Raw genomic sequence first — 16,911 nt, forward strand, 5'->3', positions numbered from 1 at the left:
GGGAGGCGTCATACAGAGGGACCAGGTCCACTCGGTAAGAATCCGACAATGCCGGATAGGTTCATATTGTTTCGTTAACGTTAATATTTGGTTAACCCGGCATTAACCCAGCCTTTTTCAGGAGGCTGCTACAGATTGCGGCTTAACCTTGATGAGAGCCGGTTTATGACGGTTCTCATCAGGACGCGCATCAGAGGGCACGGGCTCCGCTGCCACTGGCTTCACAGTGGTTTTGCCGTTCCAGCCAATAGCACGCAACCATTCCAGATAATAAACCAGCGCAAATTGTGCCATAATTCCGCCGGCAATCAGCAATGTATCAAAAGACAGGCTGACCGCATGCACATAGCGCAGCGCCTGCCCCATCATGGCAAGAATCGTACCGGCCACAAAAACCGGCAGCGAGTGCCGCCCCAGAATAGCAAGCGGATGATGAATATCCAGTCGCGCTTTTTCTGATAATGCCGGCACAGCGGCAATCACATAGGCCAGCGCCAGCACATGTAAAAGACGGGTCGCAGAGAGATAGGTCTTGTCAAAACCTGTCAGCACCGCAGGCAAGCCAAAGGAAATATCCCAGTGTGGATGCGGAATCCGCAGCCACAACAGCGAAAAGAGAAGATAGCCAATTGCCGCAAGCAGCAACGGGCGGTTCTGATCAAAACGTCCGCCCTGCTTCACATAGGTCATGGCGCCAATACCAATGGCAAACAGAAACTGCCATGACAAAGGATTGAGAAACCACACACCCGGTGTCGGATAATTCATCGGCGCAATATGATAATAGCCGGATAAAAACCAGATCGCTCCGGAAATGGTAAGCATCAGCGAGATGCTGATCCGCGCAAGATAAAGCATAAATGGTGCAAACAGCATCAAGACCAGATAAAGCGACAAAATATTATTATAGCCAAGCTGATGCCCCATTGTAACCAGCCCGACAAAAGCCTGAGCCGGTTTTTCCATCACGGTTTTAATATTGATCATCTCCAGCATTTCCGGCCGCTTCATATAAATTGCAGTAAAGCCGAAAATCCCCAGTGTGATCAGGGTTGTCATCATCTGCGCCATATATAATGTCATGGAGCGGCGCGCCATTTTCAGGGAAATGAGCAGGCGGTTACCTTCAATAAATCTGGAACCATAGGCAAGTGCAACAGCAAGGCCGGAAATCAGCACAAAGGCTTCCGCTGAATCGGAAAAGCCGAATTCACGATGCGTGAATTTCTCATAAATTGTTCCGGGCACATGATTGATGAAAATCGTCAAAAGCGCCAGCGCCCTGAAAACGTCCAGCCTCGTATCCCGCATTTTCACGTCTTGTCCTGTTTTGGCTCCGGGCGATTGTCCCGTTTTTGCTATTGTCATCTGCAAAATCTTTCCTCACCCGTTTTCCGTCGGCATTTTTGGTTTTGAATTATAAAAATGCTTCACGCAGGTAATTTTTGACTGCATATAGCAATAAGGCTGAAATGGGACATGAAAGCGGCTGTCAGCCCTTTTCCTCCCATCACATTATTTTCCAGAATTAAACAAAGCGGCAAGAACAAGACCAAACCACCAGAAAATTGCGGGCAATCCTCCCCGGGTCTTATGCGGGTATATGGTGGTGATGCCTGTATAATTGCTGTTACACAGGCTTGAAAAGGCCTTTCTTTTTATAATTATGCGGCAAATTTTCAAAAAACCGGTTATCTTTTGGCAATAATGTTTTAAACAGCAGTCATGCTGTTGAAACCTGCATCACAAAAAAGATGCACTTTCCTGAACTTCGCCATTTTCATGGGCTATTGAGGCCCGCTCAATGAGGCTCTGTCTGATGAAATTTCCTGAAAACCGCCCGCGTCTGGTTCTGGTCGCTCCCTCCCCCTCCGCTGAAAACGGCACTGCTGACAGGCTGTTACAGGTGCTGGATCAGGCTCTTGCCGCAGGCGATATTGCCAGTGTTATTCTCGACAGCAACAAAACCGATGAGGCCGCTTTTCAAAATTTCGCTGCAGAAGCTGTCAAAAAAATTCAGGCAGCAGGTGCCGCCGCTCTCATCCTCAATGATACCCGCATGGCAGGGCGCACCGGTGCAGATGGTGTGCATATTGAAGGCGCATTTGCCGATATTGCCGATGCGGTTGAACGCTATATGCCGAGGCTGATTGTGGGCACCGGCAATGTTAAGGAGCGCCACAGCGCACTGGAAATCGGTGAATTGCAGCCAGATTACATGTTCTTTGGCAAGATTGGTGCCGATACGAGGCCGCAGGCGCATCCGCGCAATCTTGCGCTTGCACAATGGTGGGCGGCGATGGTTGAAATTCCCGCCATTCTGCAAGCAGGCACAACGCTTGATGATCTGGCGGCCTGTTTTGCCACACGGGCAGAATTTATTGCGCTTGGGGCTGCGGTATTTTCTGCCGATAATCCGGCCCAGATTATAGCTGATGCCAATCGTCTGCTTGATGATTTAAGTGCTGCGGATATTGAAACTGAATAAATACTGAGTAAAGAGCCGATGCTGAAAAAATCTGTTTTGCTATCTGGTATTTTTGCATTCTCGCTGGGTTTACCGGCAGTTTGCGGGCAGCTTTCCGCGCAGGCAGAACCATCCGCAAAACCTGCATCGGCAAAAAAGACACATCACCACACCGCAGAGCAAAATACAAAAACAAACAGCACAAGCGCCCCCGAAAATAATGCGCATAATATTGCTGATGTGCCTGAAGTCTCAACCGGTTTTATTATCCCTGAACTTGCCGGTTCATGGGCTAAACACCAGAGTGAGAAGGCCAATATGCTGCGTCAGCCTGCCTCAACCGATGAGATGCCGGCTTTCAATGAATCCCGCTTTGGTGACAAGCCCGCTGATCCCGCATTTGGCGCCTTTCAGCGTGGCCTCTATCTTACTGCCTTTAACCTCGGCATGGAACGCGCCAAGACGGGCGATGCTGCGGCACAAACACTGGTTGCCGAGATTTATGCCCGCGGCCTTGGTATCAAGGCTGATCAGAAACAGGCTGCCTATTGGTATGGCCTTGCAGCCGCAAAAGGCGAGCATGAGGCCCAGTTTCGCTATGCTGCCATGCTGCTGCAGGGTATCTATGTGCCAAAGGATACCAAAAAAGCTGAAGAGCTGATGAAAAACGCCGCACAGGCCGGCATAGCCATGGCGCAGTTTAACTACGGGCAAATGCTGGTAATGCGCTATCCGGGCGAAAAAGGACTGGATGAGGCATGGCCGTGGTTTCAAAAAGCCGCTGATGCGCAATTGGCCGATGCTGAATATGCGGTCAGCCAGATCTTGGCCAATGGCACTATTAAAGTGCCGCGTGATGATAAGAAAGCGCGGGAATATTTGTTGCGTGCAGCCCGCAAGAATTATGATACCGCACAGCTTGATCTTGGCACATGGCTGGTTGAGGGGCGCGGTGGCGAGCGCAATTATGAAGCCGGCTTTCGCTGGCTTTTAGCAGCAGCACGCAGCGGCAATGTTGCCGCACAGGCACGTGTTGCCCGCCTCTATCGCGATGGAATCGGCACCGAGGGCAATCCGGTTGAAGCAGCCGCATGGTATATTACGGCACGCCGTTCAAAGCTCAATGCCAGGGATCTGGATTCCTTCATGGACGGGTTGACAGATGAGGAAATTCAAAAAGCCATTGCCCGCGCCAATAGCTTGCGCTGAGGCTGCCGGCCTGAGAAGAGGCCGGCAATGCGGCAATAAATGCGTTTTTCGCTCATAAGTGCCGCATAGAACCCGGCAAAGACTTGCCAAAATTGCAGATTTATGGTCTTGGAAACGCCGATTGATATGGCTGGCAAGCCCTCTGACGCGCACTGCAGCATGATTTTCCGTAAACCGACGCGGTAACGGATCAGGCGCTGCGGAATTTCAAAGGACGGTTCAGCAAAAACTTCACACTAATTCCGGATTTAACAAGCATGAAGATCAACGGCAACGAAATCCGTCCCGGCAATGTCATTGAGCATAATGGCGGTCTGTGGGTGGCGGTTAAATGCAATGCAGTCAAGCCTGGCAAGGGCGGCGCCTATAATCAGGTTGAACTGAAAAACCTCATTGACGGCACCAAGCTGAATGAACGCTTCCGTGCTGCTGAAACAGTAGAGCGCATCCGTCTTGAACAGAAGGATTTTTCCTTCCTCTATGAACAGGGTGACGCACTGATTTTTATGGATACAGAAACCTATGAGCAGCTTGAGCTGCATAAGGATTTTGTTGGCGACCGTTCCGCATTCCTTCAGGATGGCATGATGGTAACCGTGGAATTGCATGAAGAGCGTCCGATCGGCATCCGCCTGCCGGATCAGGTCACGCTGGCTGTCACCGAAGCTGATCCTGTGGTTAAAGGCCAGACCGCAGCCTCTTCCTACAAGCCTGCAATTCTGGAAAACGGCATCCGTATTCTTGTGCCGCCTTTTATTGAATCGGGTGAGCGGGTTATTGTTGACACGAATGAACTGACCTATGTTTCACGCGCCTGATAAAGCGGTTACATCTCTGTAACGCTTCAGGAAAGAATAAATAAAAAGCGCCGGTCTTTCACCGGTAGTCCGGCGCTTTTATTGTAAAATTTTCACGCGTTCACAGAACATTATTCTGTAAATGCTATTGAGAGCGCCATGTAGCTGATCAGACGCTACACAAAGCTGCTCAAACATCTTAAATTGAGCATCGGTCAATCCGGAAACTGCACAGATTTTCCGGTTCGGTGCTTGTCATTTCAATTCCAACGCATAAGCCCGTATGCGGTGAAGATGCATCCCCGCAAACTTATGCACAAACAGGACGTAAAATATGGCGCGCTCAGCAATTCTTAACGTTATGGTTCAGGCCGCAATCAAGGCCGGGCGTTCTCTGGCGCGTGATTTTGGTGAAGTACAGAATCTGCAGGTTTCCCTCAAGGGTCCGGGCGATTATGTCAGTCAGGCAGACCGGAAGGCTGAAGATATTATTTTCAGCGAATTGCGCCGTGCCCGTCCCGATTACAGCTTTTTGATGGAAGAGCGCGGCGCTGTAGAAGGCGCTGACAGCCAGCACCGCTGGATTGTTGATCCGCTTGATGGCACGACAAATTTCCTGCACGGTATTCCGGTCTTTGCCGTTTCCATTGCACTTGAGCGTCAGGGGCAGATTGTTGCAGGCGTTATTTATAATCCGGCATCCGATGAATTATTCACCGCTGAACGGGGCGGCGGCGCATTTCTGAATGATCGCCGGCTGCGTGTGGCAGCCCGCGGCAAATTATCCGATGCGATTATCACCAATGGCATGCCGCATCTTGGCCGTGGCAAGCATGGCCATTATCTTGTGGAATTGCGCAATGTCATGGGCGAGGCTGCAGGTATACGCGCATTGGGCGCCGCTTCTCTCGAACTGGCCTATGTGGCTGCAGGCCGTGTTGATGGCTACTGGGATGAGCCGCTCTCCCCCTGGGATATGGCGGCCGGTATTTTGATGGTGCGTGAGGCAGGTGGTTTTGTTTCCGATAAAAACGGCCAGCAGGATATGTACGGGCAAAAAAATATCGTTGCTGGCAATGAGCTCATCCACGGCCAGCTTTTGCGCAGTCTGAAAAAGCCGGTCTGATCAAGATCAGACGCAGGCATCTCAGGCTGAGAGCGCAAGACAATCACTTGGAGCCAATTGACCCGAAATCAATTTTAAAGCCCTGTTGCAATTCTTTGCAACAGGGCTTTTTCATGCCCTTAAAATAAAAACCCAAGCTATTATTGCACAGATTTTTTGCGGCGCCGTGCCAGCATATTAAGCGCTTCAACCAGAGCCGAAAAGCCCATGGCAGCATAAATATACCCTTTTGGCACATGGTAGCCGAAACCATCAGCAATAAGCGTCATGCCAATCATCAGCAAAAAGCCCAGCGCCAGCATCACAATAGTTGGATTGGCATTGATAAAACGCGACAGCGGATCAGCAGCCAGCAACATCATGGTAACAGCGCCGATAACCGCAACCACCATAATCACAATCTCATCTGTCATCCCGACAGCAGTGATGATGGAATCAACCGAGAAAACAAGATCAAGCAGCAAAATCTGGGCAATCGCCGCTCCCATACCCATAGCCGCCACCTTGCCGGTGCTCAGCTCATGAGCAGCATCGGGGTCAACATTATGGTGAATTTCCTTGGTTGCCTTCCAGACCAGAAACAGACCGCCAGCCACCAAAATGATGTCCCGCCATGAAAAAGCATGACCAAATGCTTCAAAAACCGGATCTTTCATCTGCACAATAACAGAAATAGTAAACAACAGGCCAAGGCGCAGCAACAACGCCGCACCAATGCCAATTTTACGTGCTTTTCCCTGCTGATGTTGAGGCAGCTTATTGGTGAGAATGGAAATAAAAATCAGATTATCAATGCCAAGAACAATTTCCATCACCAGCAAAGTGATCAGGGCCGCCCATCCCGCGGGACTGCTTAGAAACCCAAAATACTCAGCGAAAAATTCCATTCAGGCGCCCTTTGCGTCAAAAAATTCAGGAGATATCTGACAGCGATTTCAAAACTGTGAAAGGGTAAATGGAAAAGTAGCAGCCTTATTTCAATAAAATATCTGCAAAAAGAATATTTTTATTTGAAATATTGCGTGGAAAGAAAACCGCACAATCTGCTCCTGTGCGGCTTTGTCAGAGACCGTCCGGTGTTGCTGATTGCATTGAAACTGCTTAGCAACTTTAACTCCCCGCCCGCGGTTCAGCACCAGAAAGAGGGCAATGTTTCCTGCAGGCGCGGCCCGATACGCAAAGGCGCCGCCTTTTCCGCAAGGCCGGTGCGATCAGAAATTTCCACGCAAAGGCCGCAGATTGTTGCAGGCCCGTTTGCCGCCTCAAAACGGCCTTTCGGCACCTTGGAGAGAAAACGGTTGAGCGGCTCTTCCTTATCCATACCCAGCGAAGAATCATAATCCCCGCACATACCGGCATCCGACATATAGGCGGTGCCCTGGCTCAAAATCTGACAATCTGCCGTTGGCACATGGGTATGCGTTCCCACTACAAGGCTGGCGCGGCCATCAACAAAATGGCCAAAACACTGTTTTTCACTGGTTGCCTCGGCATGAAAGTCAAAAATCACCGCATCAGCCTGCTCGCCAAGGGGGCAGGCTTCAAGAATTTCCTCAGCAGTCTTGAAAGGATCATCAAGATCAGGATGCATAAAGACGCGGCCCATAATATTGGCCACCAGAACCCGCGCACCATTCCTGGCAATATAAAGGCCGGAACCCTTGCCGGCAGTGCCTTTAGGAAAATTAGCCGGCCGCAAAAACCGGTCTTCACGGCGGGAAAAATCCAGTGCCTCGCGTTGATCCCAGACATGGTTGCCAGTGGTCATCACATCGGCGCCGGCACGGATGGTTTCATGAAAAATTTCTTCCGTCACCCCGAAACCGCCGGCGGCATTCTCGCCATTCACAACCACAAAATCCAGTTTAAGATCCGCAATCAAACCCGGCAGTTTTTCAAAAACCGCACTACGACCGGAGCGGCCGACCATATCTCCTAAAAAAAGAAAGCGCATAGACTTTTTAAACCTGCCTTTTCATTTTCTGCATCATGCCGCACCGCCCGATAAGGCACAGCCTGATCAGTGCTCCGGCTATACCGTGATCACGCCGGTTTCTGTCAAAATATAATCCAGCGCCACATCATGCGGCTCATGGGCTATGTGATCTACCTGTTGCATCGCAAAGGCAACACCTATCAGCACCGGAAACCTGTTTTTCCGGTGTAAAGCTGCGATTGCGCGGTCATAATAGCCCGCACCATAACCAATACGATTGCCGCAACTGTCAAAAGCTGCCAATGGCACCAGCATAATATCCGGATCAACAACAGGCGCATGATCCGCAGGCCCCATCGTGCCAAAACCGGTTTCAATAAGCGAATCTGCAAAAGACATAGCGCGAAATTCTATTGTCTGCGCATCCAGAACCGCAGGCAGGCACAAACGCATCTGCCGCGTTTCCAGCGCCTGCATCAACGGGCGCGGATCAATCTCCGAGCGGATCGGCCAGAAGCCGGAGATGCAGCTTTGCGCCGGCACAGCCATAATATTGAAAAAATGCGGAATAATTTCCTGTGCCGCCTGCTGCCGATAAGCCATATCAAGCGCATTGCGCTTTTGCAGCACAGATTTGCGCAATGCAGCTTTATCAGCCTTCAGCTTTTCACCGCTTATCAACGCCTTGCCCTTCGCAATATCTGCCATTCTGGTTTTTTGATTAAAGCATTTCCAAACCGGAAATGTGAAGCGTCCCGACGAAAAATTCACTCTCAGCAAGAATGATTTTATCACACATCTTCACAAGACAAGACAGCCTGATTGCGTACAAGCCAAAATGCAATACAGGCCGGACGCGGCTACAGGCCGGATCCGCATTACGGATAAAAAGAAAAGCGGCGAACCGCAGCGACCGATGAAGCGATTGATCCCGGGAACCTACAAAGTAGGTGGGCACCATGTGAAGAAGCCCACGAGCTTCTTCAGGGACAGTTCCCTTAGAGATCAATAAGGCCCCGGGGATGTTAAACCTTCTGTCAGGAAGAGCAGTACGCCTGATAATATTATAGGGATTTACAGGCCATTACGCCAGAGGCGAACAAGGCAAAATAAAATATATTTTTTCATCCCCCGTGCAAAAATCTGCGCAAGCCTGCCGCCTTTTCAATTACCGCGCGGTGCAATTTTTCTGGCCAGCCCTTCAATTTGCCGCGCAGCCCGCAAAACGGCTTCACTCATCACAGCATCGCTTTTATCTGCAAGGCTCAGCGCATCATCCCGCGAGCGGCGCAGCGTTTCCGCTTCATTTTCCAACCCTTGCATACGCTTTTGTAATTCCACCAGCTCATCCATGACCATAATACCGGCCATAACAGTCAGACGCTGATCACCAATTTCACCAAAAGCATTTTTCAGATGCGTAACATATTGATCAAAACGCTCGGCCAGACCGGAGAGATGCTCTTCCTGCCCTTCGTCACAGGCCATGCGATAGGCTTTGCCATCGATCGTCACTGTTACTGTTGCCATGGAGCCTCCGTGCCGCCGTTTTTATTTTTATTGCCTTAAGACAGGCTGCCATGCAGCAAAACCGCCTAAGCCAGATTATGAAACAATAAATAGCCGCTAAATTTTATCAGGCAAACGCCTCAGACAATCTTCACAAAGTATGATTGTTTTTCAAGCTGCGTCGCATATTTCAATAATCCTGCTCAACGATCCAGCACCGTGCGGATGGTTTCCATGGCTGTTACCAGCCGGCGCGATACTTCACGATTGGCGGTTTCCAGCCGTTCTGCGCGTGCTTCTGACATGTCCAGTTCCTGGGCAAGTTTCGAGCGGTCGGCATTCAGGCGCTGCACCTCTTCCTCAGCTTCAGCAAAGTCTCCTTCTTTCTCAAGCCGCAATTCCACAGCCTGTTCCAGAGTGACCAGTGCTTTTTCCAATTGTTCGATCGCCTGTCCGAGCGTAATTTCTGAAGCCATATTGTTTCCCTTTGCCGATTACAGCTTCTGAAAACAAAACCGAATCGTCATGCCGGAAGCGGCAGATTTTGTCTCACTTTAATAAGCATAAGGCATGCACGCAACAAATGACACGCATAGCCTTTCACTCATACACGACAATCCATATATATTATGAAGCAGACTTAACCGTTTTAAGAATGCACACTGTGTCGCATCACAGGCAGAAAACGGCTGTTTGCCCTCAAGAATGGCAGGGTTTTGTTGACTCTCTTCATGCAAATGTTATGTGTCCCCAATCCTTGCCAAAGAAGTGAGCTTATCGCTTTACAGCAAGTTGTGTCCCGATGCCCACTAACCTGCCCGTACTGACCGCTCAGATATGCCTTGTCAGACATGCAGGCCACCACAGGAAAGACAGCTGAAACCATGAGCAATTCCGAAAAACAGAACCAGATGGCCAACGCAATCCGCTTCCTGTCTGTGGACGCTGTGGAAAAAGCCAATTCAGGCCATCCGGGTCTGCCGATGGGTGCTGCTGATATTGCAACCACGCTTTTCACCCGTTTTATGTCTCATGATCCGCAAAACACCACATGGCCCGATCGTGATCGCTTCATCCTGTCAGCCGGTCACGGTTCCATGCTGCTCTATTCGCTGATGTATCTGACCGGATATGAAGATATTACCATTGACGAGATCAAGAATTTCCGTCAGCTCGGCTCCCGTACAGCCGGTCATCCGGAATTTGGCCATGCTGCCGGTATTGAAACCACAACCGGCCCGCTCGGTCAGGGTATTGCCAATGGCGTTGGCATGGCACTGGCAGAGCGTATTCTGAATGCGGAATTTGGTGATGATCTTGTCAATCACCACACTTACGTTCTGGTTGGCGATGGCTGCCTGATGGAAGGCATCAGTCAGGAGGCAATATCGCTGGCCGGCCATCTCAGGCTGAACCGCCTGATCGTTTTGTGGGACGATAATAATATCTCCATCGACGGCCCGATCTCATTGGCCGATTCCACCAATCAATGCGCCCGTTTTGAGGCATGCGGCTGGAACACGCTGAAAGTGGACGGCCATGATCAGGACGCGATTGCCAAGGCTATTGAATTTGCCAAAGCCTCCGACAAGCCAACCATGATTGCCTGCAAAACCACAATCGGCTTTGGCTCACCGCACAAGGCCGGCACCAGCAAGGTGCACGGCTCGCCGCTTGGCGCTGAAGAAATTGCAGCCACCCGCAAGGCGCTCGGATGGGAATATGAGCCTTTCACCGTTCCGCAGGATATTCTGGATGCATGGCGTCTGGCCGGTCTCAATGCTGCCAAAAAACGTATTGAATGGGAAAAGCGCCTTGCTGCCGCAGACGCATCGGTGCGTGCAGAATTTGAACGCCGCATGCGCGGTGATCTGCCGGGCAATTTTGACCAGGCGATTATTGATTACAAGAAAAAACTTGTTGAGGATAAACCAAAAGTTGCCACCCGCAAATCCTCGGAAATGGCGCTGGAAGTTATCAATGGCGTTGTGCCGGAAACCATTGGCGGTTCGGCAGATTTGACCGGCTCCAACAACACGCTGACCTCACAGACCAAGCCGGTTTCACCCGATAATTACAAAGGCCGCTTTGTCCATTACGGCATCCGTGAACTTGGCATGGCTGCCGCAATGAACGGTATGGCGCTGCATGGCGGTGTTATTCCTTATTCCGGCACTTTCCTGTGTTTCTCTGATTATGCGCGTCCGGCCATGCGCCTGTCCTCATTGATGGGTATTCGTGTGGCCTATGTCATGACCCATGATTCCATCGGCCTCGGGGAAGATGGCCCCACCCACCAGCCGGTTGAGCATCTGGCTGCCTTGCGCGCTATTCCAAACCATTATGTGTTCCGTCCGGCCGATGCGGTTGAAACCGCTGAATGCTGGCAGATTGCCCTGAATTCAGCAAAGACACCCTCCACACTGGCGCTGACACGCCAGAACCTGCCCACAGTGCGCACCCAGCATGATGATGATAATCTGTGCGCCTATGGTGCCTATGAGCTGGCAACGGCATCCGATGATGCAAAAGTTACGATTTTTGCAACCGGTTCAGAGGTTGAGATCGCCCTGAACGCCCGCACACAGCTGGAAGCCAAAGGCATTCCGACCCGTGTTGTATCCGTGCCTTGCTTTGAACTGTTTGAGAAACAAACCACAGCCTATCAGAAAGCCCTGATCGGCGCTGCACCGGTGCGCATTGCGGTTGAGGCTGCAATTTCCATGGGCTGGGAGCGCTTTATTGGCGAGAACGGCACATTTATCGGCATGAAGGGCTTTGGTGCCTCAGCGCCGATCAATGATCTCTACAAGCATTTCGGCATCACTGCGGAAGCTGTTGTTGCCGCCGCAGAAGCCAAACTGGCCTAACTTATCAGGACCGGACGGGTTATCCGTCCGGTCTTTTTTCTCTTAGCCTGCACAAACAGGTTATAAACATCAAACAGTCTCGGGAGTCATAATATGGCAGTTCGCGTCGCTATTAACGGTTTTGGTCGTATCGGCCGTAACGTCCTGCGCGCCATCATCGAATCGGGTCGTACCGATATCGAAGTTGTAGCAATCAACGATCTGGGTCCGGTTGAAACCAATGCGCATCTGCTGCGCTATGACAGCGTGCACGGCCGTTTTCCGGCTGAAGTAACCGTCAAGGGCGATACGATTGATGTCGGCCGCGGTGCAATGAAAGTGCATGCCGTGCGCAACCCTGCTGAACTGCCATGGGCTGCCGAGGGTGTGGATATTGCCCTGGAATGCACCGGCATCTTCACCGCCCGTGACAAAGCTGCTGCCCATCTTGCAGCCGGCGCCAAGCGCGTTATCGTTTCCGCTCCTGCCGAAGGCGCAGACCTTACTGTTGTCTATGGTGTAAACCACGACAAGCTGAGCAAAGATCATCAGGTTATTTCCAATGCCTCCTGCACCACCAACTGCCTTGCACCGGTGGCACAGGTTCTCAATGATGCGATCGGCATTGAAAAAGGCTTCATGACCACCATCCACTCCTATACCGGTGATCAGCCAACGCTGGATACCATGCATAAGGATCTGTATCGCGCCCGCGCGGCGGCTTTGTCGATGATCCCCACCTCAACCGGTGCTGCAAAGGCTGTTGGTCTGGTGCTGCCCGAGCTCAAGGGCAAGCTTGACGGTGTTGCCATCCGCGTGCCGACTCCGAATGTTTCCGTTGTTGATCTGACATTTGTAGCCAAGCGCGCCACAAGCGTTGAAGAAGTCAACAATGCCATCCGTGAAGCTGCCAATGGCCGCCTCAAGGGTATTCTTGGCTTTACGGACGAGCCTCTGGTCTCTGTCGACTTCAACCACAACCCGCATTCATCTGTTTTCCACATGGATCAGACCAAAGTTATGGAAGGCACTATGGTGCGTATCCTCACCTGGTATGACAATGAATGGGGCTTCTCAAACCGCATGGGTGATACTGCGGTTGCCCTTGGCAAGCTGATTTGATTTGTTGATCAGATAACAAAGGCCAAGGCCGCGTGACCGCACCGGACGCGCGGCCTTTTTATTATAACCGGAGAAAGCGCCATGAATTTCCGCACTCTCAAGGATGCCGATGTTGCATCAAAACGCGTGCTTGTCCGCGTTGATCTGAACGTACCGATGCAGGACGGCAAGGTAACAGACACCACCCGCATTGACCGTATCATCCCAACCATCAATATTTTGCGTCAAAAAGGCGCCAAAATTATTCTGCTCGCCCATTTCGGCCGCCCTAAAGGCGAGGCAAAGCCGGAATTCTCGCTGGAGCAGATTGTTCCGGCATTGGCGCATGCTGTTAAGCACCCTGTCGCTTTTGCCAAGGATTGCATCGGCGATATTGCCGAAGCGGCAGTCAATGCCATGAATGACGGTGATGTTCTTCTCCTTGAGAATACCCGTTTTCACAAGGGCGAAGAAAAAAATGATCCGGATTTTGTCAAGGCGCTTGCCGCCAATGGCGATATCTATGTTAATGATGCTTTTTCGGCAGCCCATCGCGCCCATGCCTCCACTGAAGGTCTGGCACATATTCTGCCGGCCTTTGCCGGTCTCACCATGGAGGCTGAGCTGACCGCGCTGGAAAAAGGGCTCGGCCGGCCGGCGCGTCCGGTTATTGCCATTGTGGGCGGCGCCAAAGTCTCCACCAAAATTGATCTCCTCTCCAATCTTGTTGAAAAGGTGGATGCACTGGTTATTGGCGGCGGCATGGCTAATACTTTCCTCAGCGCACAGGGTTATGATGTTGGCAAATCACTTTGCGAACATGACCTTGCCGATACAGCCCGTGCAATCATGGCCAGGGCTGAGAAAGCCAATTGCACCATCATCCTGCCGGTTGATGCGGTTGTGGCCTGGCATTTTGAGGCTGATGCCCCGCATCAAACCTATGGCGTGGATGCCATTCCGCATGATGCCATGATGCTCGATGTCGGCCCGCTTTCCGTTGATCGTATCAAAGCGGCAATTACAGATGCTTCCACATTGGTTTGGAACGGCCCGCTCGGCGCCTTTGAACTGCACCCGTTTGACACGGCAACCGTTGCTGCCGCCAAACATGCCGCAGAGCGCACGAGAGAGGGCAGGCTTGTTTCTGTTGCCGGCGGCGGAGACACCGTGGCAGCACTCAATCACGCCAAAGCCAGTGATGATTTTTCTTATGTTTCCACCGCAGGCGGCGCTTTCCTTGAATGGATGGAGGGCAAACCGTTGCCGGGCGTAGATGTTCTGAAAAAACAATAAGATAAAACAGCCCGTTGAAATATGCTTCAACGGGCTGTTTTATTGCCATTTTATTGTTTTGGTGTCAGCCGCAATAGCCGCCCCGGAATATCATCCTCAATCACATAGACCGCGCCGTCTGCGGCAATTGCCACATCACGAATGCGGTTGCCCATCGCATAGCGTTCAGCCTCATCGGCACTGCCGTCATCTTGGAACGCCACCCGCACCAGCGCCATGGAAGCAAGCCCGCCGATCAGCGCCGAGCCTTTCCATTGTGGAAACAGATCACCCTCATAAAAAGCCAGACCAGCCGGCGCGATCACCGGCGTCCAGTAAACCACCGGCGGTTCAAATTCCGGCCGCGTTATATGCCGCGGTATCGGCTCGCCGCTATATTGATCGCCGTTTGACACAACAGGCCAACCATAATTGAGCACCTGTTTATCGGGGCCTTGTTTAATCAGGTTCAGTTCATCGCCGCCTTTAGGGCCCATTTCATGCAACCACAATTTGCCATCAGGGGCAAAAGCCAGCCCATAAGGGTTGCGGTGGCCGGTTGTCCATGTCAATGCGCGTGCATTATCAGCATCCTGCCCCGCCAAATCAGCATGCGGATTATCTTTCGGCACCGAGCCGTCCCGGTTAAACCGCAAAACCTTGCCAAGCGCCAGCTTCGGATCCTGTGCTGTTTCAGGGTTCATGCGGTCACCCGATGTCAGAAACAGATGTGCGCCATCAGGCGAAAAAGCAATAATTCCGCCCGGTTGCCCCCATTTGCTTTTCGGCAATTGTCGCCACAGCACAGTCAGATCATCAAGAGCAGCCTTGCCATTTGTCTCACTTAAATATGCCCGAGCCAGCACAAGCGAGCTAACCATATCCTTTCCGCTGCGCTCCGGCTCGGCATAGGTAAAATAAACCAGCCGGTCTGTGGCAAAATCCGGCGAGACCGCAATATCCAGCAAGCCATTCTGCCCCTCAAAGGCAACAGCCGGCACATTGCCAACTTCCGTTTTTTCTCCTGACGGATCAACCAGAAAAATATGGCCGGCTTTTTCCGTTATCAGGAGGCGCTGATCCGGCAAAACAGCAATCGCCCAAGGGGTGCTGAAGGCAGCAATTTCCTGCACGTTAAACGGATTTTCTGCAACCGCGTGCCGCTCTCCGGCATTGATGCTGCGGGCTGAGGCTGCCTGCGGCGCCATAGCCGTAATACCTAAATGAACGGCCAGAAAAGCGATGATTCCCGCTTTTCTCAATTGTCCTGTAACAAAAATCTGATCCGGCAATTCCCCCTCCTCTGTCTGCCCGCACCATAATCACACCGGCTTTGCGGTGCATAAGTCAAGTTTATCCTGCAATATTAACCAGTTTTAAGAAAACTTGTCCTGCTTAAATCGTTTAAAAATATTTCAATCGGTTCAGATAGATGCGGCAGTATTTGTTTTATCGGACACATCTGCTATCGGCAGGATACCAATTTCCAACGCCCTTCTTAACACGGAGTTTTTTATGAGCGAACGTCTCGAAGATATTGCAGTTGCCATGGTAGCAAAAGGCAAAGGCATTCTTGCCGCCGATGAAAGCTCAGGCACAATTAAGAAGCGCTTCGACAGCATCAATCTGACATCTACAGAAGATGCGCGCCGCGATTATCGGGAAATGCTTTTCCGCGCTGATGAAGCGATGAAAAACTATATTTCCGGCGTTATTCTCTATGATGAAACCCTGCGCCAGAAAGCCCGTGATGGCAGCCCGCTGGTCGATATTATCAAGGCAGCCGGTTCTGTCCCTGGTATCAAGGTTGATACCGGTGCCAAGCCTCTGGCCGGCTTTGCAGGAGAAACCATCACTGAAGGTCTCGATGGCCTGCGTGAACGCCTGAAAGAATATTATGAACTTGGCGCGCGTTTTGCCAAATGGCGCGGTGTAATCGCCATCTCCGATACCCTGCCGACCTGGGGTGCCGTGCGCCAAAATGCGCAGGCTCTGGCACGCTATGCAGCCCTTTGTCAGGAAGCTGGCATTGTGCCGATTGTTGAACCTGAAATCCTGATGGATGGCACACCGGGCAATCACTCGATTGAGCGCTGCTATGAGGTGACCGATCTGGTTTTGAAGACTGTGTTCAACGAACTTTATGATGCCCGCGTCAAGCTGGAAGGCATTGTGCTGAAACCCAATATGGTTATTGACGGCAAAAATGCCCGCAAGGCTTCTGTCAACCAGGTGGCAGAACTGACTGTGCGTGTTTTGAAAGCCAATGTTCCGGCTGCTGTTCCGGGCATTGCATTCCTCTCCGGCGGTCAGTCGGATGTGGAAGCAACGGCGCATCTCTCTGCCATGAATGCCGGCTATGACATGCCATGGAACCTGACCTTCTCCTATGGCCGCGCGCTGCAGGCTGCTGCCCTGAAAGCCTGGGGCGGCAAGGATGAGAATGTGGCTGCGGCGCAGGCCGCTTTCACCCATCGCGCCCGCATGAACGGTCTTGCCGCAACCGGCGAATGGACTGAAGCTCAGGAAAACAATGCTTAAAGCAATATAGAAGATAAATCCGACAAGCCCGCTGAAAAGCGGGCTTGTTTTGTTTCAGGGTTCATTTTCAAAACCAGAACGCTACCGGCAATATTATTGCC

General features: G+C 51.5%; 15 protein-coding genes and 1 other RNA gene. 8 read left to right on the plus strand and 8 right to left on the minus strand.

Features of this window, described 5'->3' with window-relative positions:
• Positions 1-117: 117 nt before the first annotated feature.
• Positions 118-1,368 carry an OpgC family protein gene (locus tag ACSTTO_RS02030; RefSeq protein ID WP_439271463.1) on the minus strand — a complete coding sequence of 417 codons (1,251 nt, stop codon included), beginning with the start codon at positions 1,366-1,368 and terminating at the stop codon, positions 118-120.
• A gap of 451 nt (positions 1,369-1,819) precedes the next feature.
• On the opposite strand from ACSTTO_RS02030, the gene ACSTTO_RS02035 reads away from it, so the two are divergent.
• The 4 genes from ACSTTO_RS02035 to ACSTTO_RS02050 all read left to right on the plus strand — a co-directional run bounded on the left by ACSTTO_RS02035 (position 1,820) and on the right by ACSTTO_RS02050 (position 5,599).
• Positions 1,820-2,488, plus strand: coding sequence for a thiamine phosphate synthase (locus ACSTTO_RS02035; protein ID WP_439271465.1), 669 nt, complete (start codon positions 1,820-1,822; stop codon positions 2,486-2,488).
• 18 nt (positions 2,489-2,506) lie between these two features.
• A complete protein-coding gene (locus tag ACSTTO_RS02040; protein ID WP_439271467.1) occupies positions 2,507-3,676 on the plus strand; it encodes a tetratricopeptide repeat protein in 1,170 nt (389 codons plus the stop codon).
• A 257-nt stretch (positions 3,677-3,933) separates the two neighbouring features.
• Positions 3,934-4,494, plus strand: coding sequence for an elongation factor P (gene efp, locus ACSTTO_RS02045; RefSeq protein ID WP_439271468.1), 561 nt, complete (start codon positions 3,934-3,936; stop codon positions 4,492-4,494).
• Positions 4,495-4,807: 313 nt separating this feature from the next.
• A complete protein-coding gene (locus tag ACSTTO_RS02050) occupies positions 4,808-5,599 on the plus strand; it encodes an inositol monophosphatase family protein (protein WP_439271469.1) in 792 nt (263 codons plus the stop codon).
• 140 nt (positions 5,600-5,739) lie between these two features.
• Here ACSTTO_RS02050 and ACSTTO_RS02055 read toward each other — a convergent pair whose 3' ends face one another.
• The 6 genes from ACSTTO_RS02055 to ACSTTO_RS02080 form a co-directional block, all read right to left on the minus strand.
• On the minus strand, positions 5,740-6,486 hold the full coding sequence (locus ACSTTO_RS02055) for a TerC family protein (protein ID WP_439271470.1): 747 nt from the start codon (positions 6,484-6,486) through the stop codon (positions 5,740-5,742).
• 242 nt (positions 6,487-6,728) lie between these two features.
• Positions 6,729-7,553, minus strand: coding sequence for a TIGR00282 family metallophosphoesterase (locus ACSTTO_RS02060; protein ID WP_439271471.1), 825 nt, complete (start codon positions 7,551-7,553; stop codon positions 6,729-6,731).
• Positions 7,554-7,631: 78 nt separating this feature from the next.
• The gene (locus tag ACSTTO_RS02065; RefSeq protein WP_439271472.1) at positions 7,632-8,243 is read right to left on the minus strand and encodes a 5-formyltetrahydrofolate cyclo-ligase; all 612 of its coding nucleotides are present in this window, start codon (positions 8,241-8,243) and stop codon (positions 7,632-7,634) included.
• A 189-nt stretch (positions 8,244-8,432) separates the two neighbouring features.
• Positions 8,433-8,591: non-coding RNA, 6S RNA (gene ssrS / locus ACSTTO_RS02070), on the minus strand.
• 108 nt (positions 8,592-8,699) lie between these two features.
• Positions 8,700-9,065 (minus strand): cell division protein ZapA, encoded by a 366-nt coding sequence (locus tag ACSTTO_RS02075; RefSeq protein ID WP_439271473.1) that lies wholly within the window; start codon positions 9,063-9,065, stop codon positions 8,700-8,702.
• A 182-nt stretch (positions 9,066-9,247) separates the two neighbouring features.
• On the minus strand, positions 9,248-9,520 hold the full coding sequence (locus ACSTTO_RS02080) for a DUF4164 domain-containing protein (protein WP_439271475.1): 273 nt from the start codon (positions 9,518-9,520) through the stop codon (positions 9,248-9,250).
• Positions 9,521-9,928: 408 nt separating this feature from the next.
• Here ACSTTO_RS02080 and tkt point away from each other — a divergent pair, with 408 nt between their 5' ends.
• From tkt to ACSTTO_RS02095, 3 genes are all read left to right on the plus strand, one after another.
• Positions 9,929-11,914 carry a transketolase gene (gene tkt / locus ACSTTO_RS02085; protein ID WP_439271476.1) on the plus strand — a complete coding sequence of 662 codons (1,986 nt, stop codon included), beginning with the start codon at positions 9,929-9,931 and terminating at the stop codon, positions 11,912-11,914.
• A gap of 93 nt (positions 11,915-12,007) precedes the next feature.
• Positions 12,008-13,015 (plus strand): type I glyceraldehyde-3-phosphate dehydrogenase, encoded by a 1,008-nt coding sequence (gene gap / locus ACSTTO_RS02090; RefSeq protein WP_439271478.1) that lies wholly within the window; start codon positions 12,008-12,010, stop codon positions 13,013-13,015.
• 81 nt (positions 13,016-13,096) lie between these two features.
• The gene (locus tag ACSTTO_RS02095) at positions 13,097-14,290 is read left to right on the plus strand and encodes a phosphoglycerate kinase (RefSeq protein ID WP_439271479.1); all 1,194 of its coding nucleotides are present in this window, start codon (positions 13,097-13,099) and stop codon (positions 14,288-14,290) included.
• Positions 14,291-14,340: 50 nt separating this feature from the next.
• On the opposite strand, the gene ACSTTO_RS02100 is transcribed toward ACSTTO_RS02095, so the two are convergent.
• Positions 14,341-15,477: a PQQ-dependent sugar dehydrogenase gene (locus ACSTTO_RS02100; protein WP_439271519.1), complete on the minus strand. Its 1,137-nt coding sequence runs from the start codon at positions 15,475-15,477 to the stop codon at positions 14,341-14,343.
• Between the two features lie 307 nt (positions 15,478-15,784).
• On the opposite strand from ACSTTO_RS02100, the gene ACSTTO_RS02105 reads away from it, so the two are divergent.
• On the plus strand, positions 15,785-16,810 hold the full coding sequence (locus ACSTTO_RS02105; protein ID WP_439271481.1) for a class I fructose-bisphosphate aldolase: 1,026 nt from the start codon (positions 15,785-15,787) through the stop codon (positions 16,808-16,810).
• Positions 16,811-16,911: the final 101 nt, after the last annotated feature.

The organism is Pseudochrobactrum albidum (assembly GCF_051851455.1).
GTDB lineage: Bacteria > Pseudomonadota > Alphaproteobacteria > Rhizobiales > Rhizobiaceae > Pseudochrobactrum.

Bases quoted from the DNA above. Each gene is read 5' to 3' on its own strand.
- ACSTTO_RS02050 (WP_439271469.1), top strand. From the start codon at position 4,808: ATGGCGCGCTCAGCAATTCTTAACGTTATGGTTCAGGCCGCAATCAAG.
- ACSTTO_RS02075 (WP_439271473.1), bottom strand. From the start codon at position 9,065: ATGGCAACAGTAACAGTGACGATCGATGGCAAAGCCTATCGCATGGCC.
- ACSTTO_RS02100 (WP_439271519.1), bottom strand. From the start codon at position 15,477: ATGGCGCCGCAGGCAGCCTCAGCCCGCAGCATCAATGCCGGAGAGCGG.
- ACSTTO_RS02095 (WP_439271479.1), top strand. From the start codon at position 13,097: ATGAATTTCCGCACTCTCAAGGATGCCGATGTTGCATCAAAACGCGTG.
- ACSTTO_RS02105 (WP_439271481.1), top strand. From the start codon at position 15,785: ATGAGCGAACGTCTCGAAGATATTGCAGTTGCCATGGTAGCAAAAGGC.
- ACSTTO_RS02060 (WP_439271471.1), bottom strand. From the start codon at position 7,553: ATGCGCTTTCTTTTTTTAGGAGATATGGTCGGCCGCTCCGGTCGTAGT.
- ACSTTO_RS02035 (WP_439271465.1), top strand. From the start codon at position 1,820: ATGAAATTTCCTGAAAACCGCCCGCGTCTGGTTCTGGTCGCTCCCTCC.
- gap (WP_439271478.1), top strand. From the start codon at position 12,008: ATGGCAGTTCGCGTCGCTATTAACGGTTTTGGTCGTATCGGCCGTAAC.
- efp (WP_439271468.1), top strand. From the start codon at position 3,934: ATGAAGATCAACGGCAACGAAATCCGTCCCGGCAATGTCATTGAGCAT.
- tkt (WP_439271476.1), top strand. From the start codon at position 9,929: ATGAGCAATTCCGAAAAACAGAACCAGATGGCCAACGCAATCCGCTTC.
- ACSTTO_RS02055 (WP_439271470.1), bottom strand. From the start codon at position 6,486: ATGGAATTTTTCGCTGAGTATTTTGGGTTTCTAAGCAGTCCCGCGGGA.
- ACSTTO_RS02040 (WP_439271467.1), top strand. From the start codon at position 2,507: ATGCTGAAAAAATCTGTTTTGCTATCTGGTATTTTTGCATTCTCGCTG.
- ACSTTO_RS02080 (WP_439271475.1), bottom strand. From the start codon at position 9,520: ATGGCTTCAGAAATTACGCTCGGACAGGCGATCGAACAATTGGAAAAA.
- ACSTTO_RS02030 (WP_439271463.1), bottom strand. From the start codon at position 1,368: ATGACAATAGCAAAAACGGGACAATCGCCCGGAGCCAAAACAGGACAA.
- ACSTTO_RS02065 (WP_439271472.1), bottom strand. From the start codon at position 8,243: ATGGCAGATATTGCGAAGGGCAAGGCGTTGATAAGCGGTGAAAAGCTG.